The following is a 7,018-nucleotide window of genomic DNA, read 5'->3' as shown; positions in this document are numbered from 1 at the left end:
CGAAGTCATGAAGTACGACAGAAACAAATTATATAATTCATTTCCGTTCATTACTTCGAATTTCCCTGGATTGAAACGATTATAACTTGTAGAATAATCTGCATTTACAACCAATCCATTTCCTCTGGCTCTTTTAGTTGTTACAACTACTACTCCATTCGCTCCACGAGAACCATATTGCGCAGTTGCAGCAGCATCTTTTAATACAGAAATTGTTTCAACATCATTTGGATTAATATTTGGTGTTCCATGATAAATCACTCCATCAACTACCCATAAAGCATCTGTTCCTGCAGAAATACTTGTTTTTCCTCTTAAACGTAATGAAGCCGTTGAACCTGGTTGTCCAGAGCTACTTGTAATTCTAAGACCTGCAACTTTACCTTGTAATAAATTGGTAATGTTCGGAGATTTAGCATCCATTAAGTCTTTTGCATTTACAACAGAAACTGCAGCGGTTACCTCTTCCTTACGTTGTGTAGAATATCCAGTTACAACTGCAGTTCCTAAATCTATATTCTCACTTTTAGGATTTAATTGAGTGGATAAATCTCCTAAATTCTCAGAAGTAACGGTAATTTCCTTGCCTTTAATAATTAAAATATCACCGATTTTGGCATCAATATTAAAATCTCCATTTTCATCTGTGTAAGCTGCCTTATCAGTCCCTTTTATTTTTACCTCTACATCTGCTTCTGGAAAACCATCAGAATCTTTTACATGACCTGTAGTTTGAGCATAAGCAAACGATCCAAGAACAAAAAGAAGACTAAAAATTCTAAATTGTTTTTTTCTCATCTCTTGTGTTAAAATTGTTAACAATAAAAGTATTAAAAAAAACACTTAAGAATTACTCTACAATTCAAATACAAAAATAAACCAAGTAATAAAAGAATATATAGAATAATTTTAGGGATTACTTGTTTCAATAAAATATTAAACTATTTTTTCAACTCTTAATAGAATGTTAAGAAATGGTAAAATTTAATATTTTATATTAAACTTTCAAAATCAGCCAAAAAAAATCCGTTCGATAATCGAACGGATTTTATATTTTTCCTAAAAAAGCAGTTTTTAGTAAGCAGCGTCTTTGATACGAGCTTTTTTACCACGTAATGCTCTGAAGTAGAAGATACGAGCTCTACGAACTTTACCTTTTTTGTTTACTTCAATTTTTTGTAACGCTGGCATGTTAACTGGGAAGATACGCTCTACACCAACATCTCCAGACATTTTACGGATTGTGAAAGTTTCTGTAGTTCCTTGTCCTCTTCTTTGGATAACAACCCCTTTAAAGAACTGAACACGAGTTTTTCCACCCTCTGTAATTTCTTGATAAACTGTAATAGTATCACCTGCTGCGAAAGCTGGGAACTCTTTTTTAGCTACGTATTTCTCTTGTACGTATTTTACTAAATTTTCCATTATTATAATTTCAATTTATTTGAATTGAGCAACTTAAACGTCTTTCGTCAGAGGTTGAACAATGTGGGTGCAAAATTAATCAAAAATCTTGATTATACAAATGATTCTCTTTCTTTTATGAATGAATTTTTACTAATTCATTTTCAAAAGTTTTATTTTCTAATTTAGCAATGATTGATTTCATCGCTAAAAGTCGAGCCGCTTTCTTATCATCGGTCTCAATTTCTATCCAAAAAGAGCTTTCAGTTCCTGTTTCTTGAAACATTTTATCAATATAATTGGTATAAACATCCCATAACTCTTGTGCCTTTTGATCCAATGAACCTAATTTCCATTGTTTCAATTCATCATCTTTTCGGTCTTGCAAACGTTCTGCTTGTTCTTCTTTCGAAATTGAAAGAAAAATTTTAATCAGAATAATTCCATCATCTTGTAAAAGTTGTTCTACTTCTACAGCTTGTTTCATAAATTTTGAATACTGATCTTCCGTACAAAATCCAAAAACAGGCTCTACAACAGCCCTATTGTACCAAGAACGATCAAAGAATACAATTTCACCTGCATTTGGTAATTCTTTAAAATATCGTTGAAAATACCATTGTCCTTGTTCTATTTCGGTCGGCTTTGGTAATGCTTCAACACGATATTTTTTTGGATTTAGAAATTCTGTTATTCTCGAAATTGTTCCTCCTTTTCCAGCCGCATCTCGACCTTCGAAAATAATTAGTACACGTTTATTCTCCTGAATAACTTTAGATTGTATTTCTAACAATTTTTCTTGAAGTTCCTTCAGTTCTTTCTCATAAGCAAGTTGTTCTTTGAACTTCTTTTCTTTTATAATATCATGTTTAACCAAAAAATCAATGATTTCTTGTTTATTATTTATTTTCTCTAAATCGTTTAAATCAAATTCGGCCATAATTATAGATTTGATGATTAATTTTCTTCTTCTAAGTTTTGATGTTTCAAAATACGTTTATTTTTATCATCATAAGGTATTTTAGACAAAATATATTCCATCGCTTCTACTCTAGCTTTATACTTTTTGTTGGCATCAATGATTTTCCAAGGAGCAACATCTGTATTTGTTTTCTCAAACATTACATCTTTATAAGCGGAATAAACATCAAATAAATCTTGCGCTTTTTGATCAACAGAACTATACTTCCATCGTTTGGTTGGTGAATTTACAATATCTGCAAAACGTTTTGCTTGTTGTTCTTTTGTAATCGAAAAATAAATTTTAATCAAATATATACCTGAATTGATCCACATTTTTTCGACATCATTCACTTCGTTCATAAACGTTTCATATTCGTCATTAGAACAAAAGCCATTTACAGGCTCTACAACAGCTCTATTATACCAACTTCTATCAAAAAAGACTATTTCTCCTTCACGAGGAAGTTGACGAACATAACGTTGAAAATACCATTGTCCACGTTCTACTTCATTTGGCTTTGGAAGTGCTATAATTCTATGTTCACGAGGATTTAAATGTTCTACAATTCGACGAATTGCACCACCTTTTCCAGCTGCATCTCGACCTTCAAAAACAATCACAACTTTTCGTTTATTTTCGGCTACCCAAGTTTGTAATTTTATCAATTCTTCTTGTAATTGCTCTATCCTATTTTCATATTTTACAGTACGCAAGGCTTTCGCAAAATTCAACTTTCCATGATCAGATTGTAAAAGTCCAACAAGACCTTTTTTGGTTTCGATTAATTTTAAATCTTTCGGTTTTAGCTCCATTTTCTTACAATTTAAAATTAATGATTCAATTCTTTTACCATTCGATAATAACGTTCAATCACATTTGGATCTACCATTAAATTTACTTCGGCATCCTCTTTTCCTTTATAATTAAACAAAGAAAGCACATAACGAATAGATTCTAATCTTGCCGTATTTTTATCATTTGCGTTGACAATAATCCAAGGCGAAAAAGAGTTGTGCGTGCGCGTAAACATTTGATTGATATAATGCGAAAATTCATCCCAAAGCTCTTGTCCTTTTGCATCGACTGGACTATATTTCCACTTTTTAAGCGGATTATTTAACCTCGAATCAAAACGTGTTTGCTGCTCCTCTTTAGTCACAGAAAACCACAATTTGACAATATATGTCCCTGATTCGTACAACATATGTTCAAATTCTGAAACTTGCACCATAAATTGCTCATATTGTTGCTCGGTACAAAATCCCATAACTGGCTCTACAACTGCTCTGTTGTACCAACTTCTGTCAAAAAAAACAATTTCACCAGCATTTGGTAACTCTTTGATATAACGATTAAAATACCACTGATTTTGTTCGACTTCTGTAGGTTTATTCAATGCAACAACACGCATAGAACGCGGATTAAGATGCTCGCGAAAACGGCGAATTGTACCTCCTTTTCCTGAAGCATCTCGTCCTTCGAAAATGATTGCAACTTTTTTCTTTTCTGTCGAAATCCAATTTTGAAGATTTACTAACTCTGATTGCAGTTTTAGTAACTCATTTTCATATTCAAACTTCTTTATCACATTTTTATAGAGAGGATTTTCTTCTTGATTTTCGACCAAAAAATGCATTAGTTCTTCGGTTGTTGTAAAATCTAAAATCTTACTTTTTTTCATAAATATTTATAGATTGTAAAATCTTTTTTAAGGTAAAAATTTTACAGAACATAAAAGTAAAGATTATGATAAATCTTTCTTTTAAAATCATAAATTTTATCATATTCAACCTCAATCAATTTGGTTAAATTTGTCAATAAATTAGTTTTTTGCGCATACTATTTTTCATATCACTCATATTTTCTATCGCATTTCGTCCTTTAATGCCGATGATAGATTATGTTTTAAATTATGAAGAAATCGCAAATGAACTTTGTGAAAATCGAGAAAAACCTGAATTACTTTGTAATGGTTTTTGCTATTTGAAAGAAGAAATTTCGAAAAGTGAAAAGAATCAGCCAGAAAATCATTTTGTCAAAAATTCGGTCAAAATTTTAGATGCGATTGTTCCTCAAAAACAAATTATTTCTCCAAAAAAGTATTTTACGCAAAAAAATAAATTATCAACTGATCATTATCAAGATATTAATTCTAACTATATTATTCGTTTAGTTTTTCATCCTCCAATTGTTTAATTTTTCTTTTATAGATCTAAACTATAGAATCAGATAACAATTAATTAAAAACAAATAAACAATCTAAAATGAAAAATTTAAAAAACACATTCTCTTTAATAGTCTTAGGGTTTGCATTATTTTCTTGTAATAAAGAGCAAACAAAACAAGAGAATTTTGAAGTAAAGCATGTTTCTCACGAAGAAATGAAAGCTGTAACTAAATTGGATGTTGCGGTTGTGAACGAAGTTGATCCAATTTGCGGAATGAAAACTGCAGATCATTTGAGTGACACAGCTAATTACCAAGGAAAAACGTATGGTTTTTGTTCGACAATGTGCAAAGAAGAGTTTCTAAAAAATCCTGAAAAACATATCCATGAATAAACAATTAATAGCCGTTATTGTTATTATTTTAGGCGTTATAGGAACTGTTTTTTGGCTAAAAAATAAGCCTAAAGATGAACTTTACACGGTAATGAAAGTTCCGGAATTTTCGATGACAAATCATAATAATCAAACGATTACAAATCGTGATATGTTAGGAAAAGTGTACGTTGTAGAATTTTTCTTTACAAGTTGTCCAACGATTTGCCCAGTAATGAGTAACAATTTACGCACAATAGAAGATGAAATAAATGATGCAAACCTTGGTTTTATTTCGATTACAATTGATCCAAAACGAGATACACCTGCACGATTGTTAGAATATGCAAAACAAATTGGTGTAAAATCACCGAATTGGCATTATTTGACTTCGGATCGAGAAGAAATTGAGCAACTTTCGGATAAATTCAATATTTATGTTGGAAAAGACGAAACAACTGCCGAAGGTCTAAATCACAGCGGAAAACTTGCATTGGTTGATAAACAAGGAAATATCAGAAGTCGATATGATAAAATGGGTGTTCCAATACTGTTTTATTCGGGACTGAATTACAAAGATCCTGAAGGAAAAGAACCTTCTCTAGCTGGAAAATATCATCCTGAAATAGAATTTTTAAAAGAAGATATAAAAAAACTTCTTGCAGAATAAAATTTAAAACCCTCCTAAAAATGGAGGGTTTTGTTTTAATTATAATTTTCTAAATCACAGCAAATTATTGTTTGTCCTTATGGAAAATTGATGGACGGAATGCATCGTGTTGTAAAAGCAAATTTATTGGATTTGAAAACAATAAAAGCGTATCGACTTTCGACCTTACCAAACCCCGATTATATTGATGTAGATCCTGACGATTTACCTTATGATGAAAATTAAAATTTAGAAGTTAAGCAATCAAATCTTGAATGGTTCAGAACATTTAAAGCAATTTATGAAACTGGGACTTTATCTGCTGCTGCGCAACAATTATTTATTTCACAACCTGGTTTTAGCTTACATCTCAATTCGTTAGAAGCCTATACGGGCTACAAATTATTTGATCGATCGGCGCGAAAAATGGTTCCGACTGAAAAAGGAAAAATTTTGTATAATTTTATTTTAGAACCGATTCAAAAATTAGCTGCTGCGGAGCAACATTTTTGGAAAGAAAATTTTAAAGAACATCCAGATTTCAAACCAAATTATATTGTCCCAAATATCAGTTCTATTATTCGTTGTTTGAGCGATGGAAATGGCTTTTCTATTGTTCCCGACTTTTTATGTCAAGAAGCACTAAATTCTGGTAAAATAAAATTGGTTTGGCAAGGTGAAAAACCGTTGGAAAATACACTCTATTTTGGTTCACGAAAAAATACGATTTACGAAAAAGAAATTGAGCAATTGCAACAGATTTTTGTAGATAAATGGTGTAAAGATTTGGGTTAAATACTTCCCAAATCTTTGAAAAACGCAACCAATTGATGATTACTTGTAATTTGTAGCGACTCTTTTAATGAGCCCAATCTCTTTTCTACACTACTTAGACTTGCAGGTTTGATATTATTTTGTTTTAAGTGATTTGAAATATCTTTTAGTAAAATTCCATTCGAAAGCAAAGAAACTAACGTAACATCATACGAAGTTATTTCATACGTATTTTTTTGTTTGATACTACGTTTCATGTCCAATTCCAAATGCATTCCGCCCGCAAAAACAGTTTGTATCGCTTTTTTCAACTCTTTCGAATCTTCTCTTCCTTTCGCCACAAACCCATCTATATGGTATTCCTTGAAAAGATTATCCACCATATCCGCTTTCTTTTCTACCGAAAAAACAATCACTTTCAAATTTGGCTGAATTGCTTTTACAGCTTCAATTAAATCTCGTCCACTTTTCAAGTTTTGCTCGCGATGATCTTCTTCAAAAGACAAATCAGAAATCAATAAATCATAAGGTTGATTGTCGTGCAATGCTTTTTTCACTTTCAAGAATGCATCATCACAATAAAAAGCATAATCAGGATTTTCTACATGTAAATCTTTTAAAACTTTCTGAATCGAAATATTAAAACTCTCAAAATCTTCTGCAATTAATACTTTTTTAAACATACTT

Annotated in this window: 10 protein-coding genes and 1 pseudogene; 5 read left to right on the top strand and 6 right to left on the bottom strand. The window is 31.2% G+C overall.

Translation table 11 applies throughout. From position 1 onward, the window contains the following. The 5 genes from B4J88_RS14645 to ppk2 (B4J88_RS14625) all read right to left on the bottom strand — a co-directional run. The coding region (locus tag B4J88_RS14645; RefSeq protein ID WP_219035057.1) for a TonB-dependent receptor plug domain-containing protein at positions 1-798 on the bottom strand (798 nt) is incomplete at its 3' end. A gap of 276 nt (positions 799-1,074) precedes the next feature. Beyond that, positions 1,075-1,425, bottom strand: coding sequence for a 50S ribosomal protein L19 (rplS, locus tag B4J88_RS14640; RefSeq protein ID WP_019975296.1), 351 nt, complete (start codon positions 1,423-1,425; stop codon positions 1,075-1,077). A gap of 115 nt (positions 1,426-1,540) precedes the next feature. Next, positions 1,541-2,344, bottom strand: a complete 804-nt coding sequence (gene ppk2 / locus B4J88_RS14635) for a polyphosphate kinase 2 (RefSeq protein ID WP_291067964.1) — start codon at positions 2,342-2,344, stop codon at positions 1,541-1,543. A gap of 17 nt (positions 2,345-2,361) precedes the next feature. Then, on the bottom strand, positions 2,362-3,180 hold the full coding sequence (gene ppk2 / locus B4J88_RS14630) for a polyphosphate kinase 2 (RefSeq protein WP_286484696.1): 819 nt from the start codon (positions 3,178-3,180) through the stop codon (positions 2,362-2,364). Between the two features lie 17 nt (positions 3,181-3,197). Further along, the gene (ppk2, locus tag B4J88_RS14625) at positions 3,198-4,004 is read right to left on the bottom strand and encodes a polyphosphate kinase 2 (RefSeq protein ID WP_312150877.1); all 807 of its coding nucleotides are present in this window, start codon (positions 4,002-4,004) and stop codon (positions 3,198-3,200) included. A gap of 248 nt (positions 4,005-4,252) precedes the next feature. On the opposite strand from ppk2 (B4J88_RS14625), the gene B4J88_RS14620 reads away from it, so the two are divergent. The 5 genes and pseudogenes from B4J88_RS14620 to B4J88_RS14600 all read left to right on the top strand — a co-directional run. Then, a complete protein-coding gene (locus B4J88_RS14620) occupies positions 4,253-4,564 on the top strand; it encodes a hypothetical protein (protein WP_291067963.1) in 312 nt (103 codons plus the stop codon). Between the two features lie 68 nt (positions 4,565-4,632). After that, positions 4,633-4,929, top strand: a complete 297-nt coding sequence (locus tag B4J88_RS14615; protein WP_219035055.1) for a YHS domain-containing protein — start codon at positions 4,633-4,635, stop codon at positions 4,927-4,929. Continuing rightward, on the top strand, positions 4,922-5,578 hold the full coding sequence (locus tag B4J88_RS14610) for an SCO family protein (RefSeq protein WP_291067962.1): 657 nt from the start codon (positions 4,922-4,924) through the stop codon (positions 5,576-5,578). The genes B4J88_RS14615 and B4J88_RS14610 overlap by 8 nt, the downstream gene beginning before the upstream one ends. A gap of 90 nt (positions 5,579-5,668) precedes the next feature. Further along, a complete protein-coding gene (locus B4J88_RS14605; protein WP_257468223.1) occupies positions 5,669-5,803 on the top strand; it encodes a hypothetical protein in 135 nt (44 codons plus the stop codon). 15 nt (positions 5,804-5,818) lie between these two features. Beyond that, positions 5,819-6,352, top strand: a pseudogene (locus tag B4J88_RS14600) (LysR family transcriptional regulator); the annotation flags it as partial. Here the strand turns inward: B4J88_RS14600 and B4J88_RS14595 are convergent. Then, positions 6,349-7,014, bottom strand: coding sequence for a response regulator (locus B4J88_RS14595; protein ID WP_221856653.1), 666 nt, complete (start codon positions 7,012-7,014; stop codon positions 6,349-6,351). The pseudogene B4J88_RS14600 and the gene B4J88_RS14595 sit on opposite strands and share 4 nt — an antisense overlap. Between the last annotated feature and the right edge of the window lie 4 nt (positions 7,015-7,018).

This window comes from Empedobacter sp. UBA5036, from assembly GCF_002415215.1.
Lineage (GTDB): Bacteria > Bacteroidota > Bacteroidia > Flavobacteriales > Weeksellaceae > Empedobacter > Empedobacter falsenii_B.
This window is presented reverse-complemented; position numbering and strand designations above follow the sequence as displayed.

What these genes read in the sequence shown, in the direction of transcription:
- rplS (WP_019975296.1), bottom strand. Translation starts at nt 1,425, where the DNA reads ATGGAAAATTTAGTAAAATACGTACAAGAGAAATACGTAGCTAAAAAA.
- ppk2 (WP_291067964.1), bottom strand. Translation starts at nt 2,344, where the DNA reads ATGGCCGAATTTGATTTAAACGATTTAGAGAAAATAAATAATAAACAA.
- ppk2 (WP_286484696.1), bottom strand. Translation starts at nt 3,180, where the DNA reads ATGGAGCTAAAACCGAAAGATTTAAAATTAATCGAAACCAAAAAAGGT.
- ppk2 (WP_312150877.1), bottom strand. Translation starts at nt 4,004, where the DNA reads ATGCATTTTTTGGTCGAAAATCAAGAAGAAAATCCTCTCTATAAAAAT.
- B4J88_RS14620 (WP_291067963.1), top strand. Translation starts at nt 4,253, where the DNA reads ATGCCGATGATAGATTATGTTTTAAATTATGAAGAAATCGCAAATGAA.
- B4J88_RS14615 (WP_219035055.1), top strand. Translation starts at nt 4,633, where the DNA reads ATGAAAAATTTAAAAAACACATTCTCTTTAATAGTCTTAGGGTTTGCA.
- B4J88_RS14610 (WP_291067962.1), top strand. Translation starts at nt 4,922, where the DNA reads ATGAATAAACAATTAATAGCCGTTATTGTTATTATTTTAGGCGTTATA.
- B4J88_RS14605 (WP_257468223.1), top strand. Translation starts at nt 5,669, where the DNA reads ATGGACGGAATGCATCGTGTTGTAAAAGCAAATTTATTGGATTTGAAA.
- B4J88_RS14595 (WP_221856653.1), bottom strand. Translation starts at nt 7,014, where the DNA reads ATGTTTAAAAAAGTATTAATTGCAGAAGATTTTGAGAGTTTTAATATT.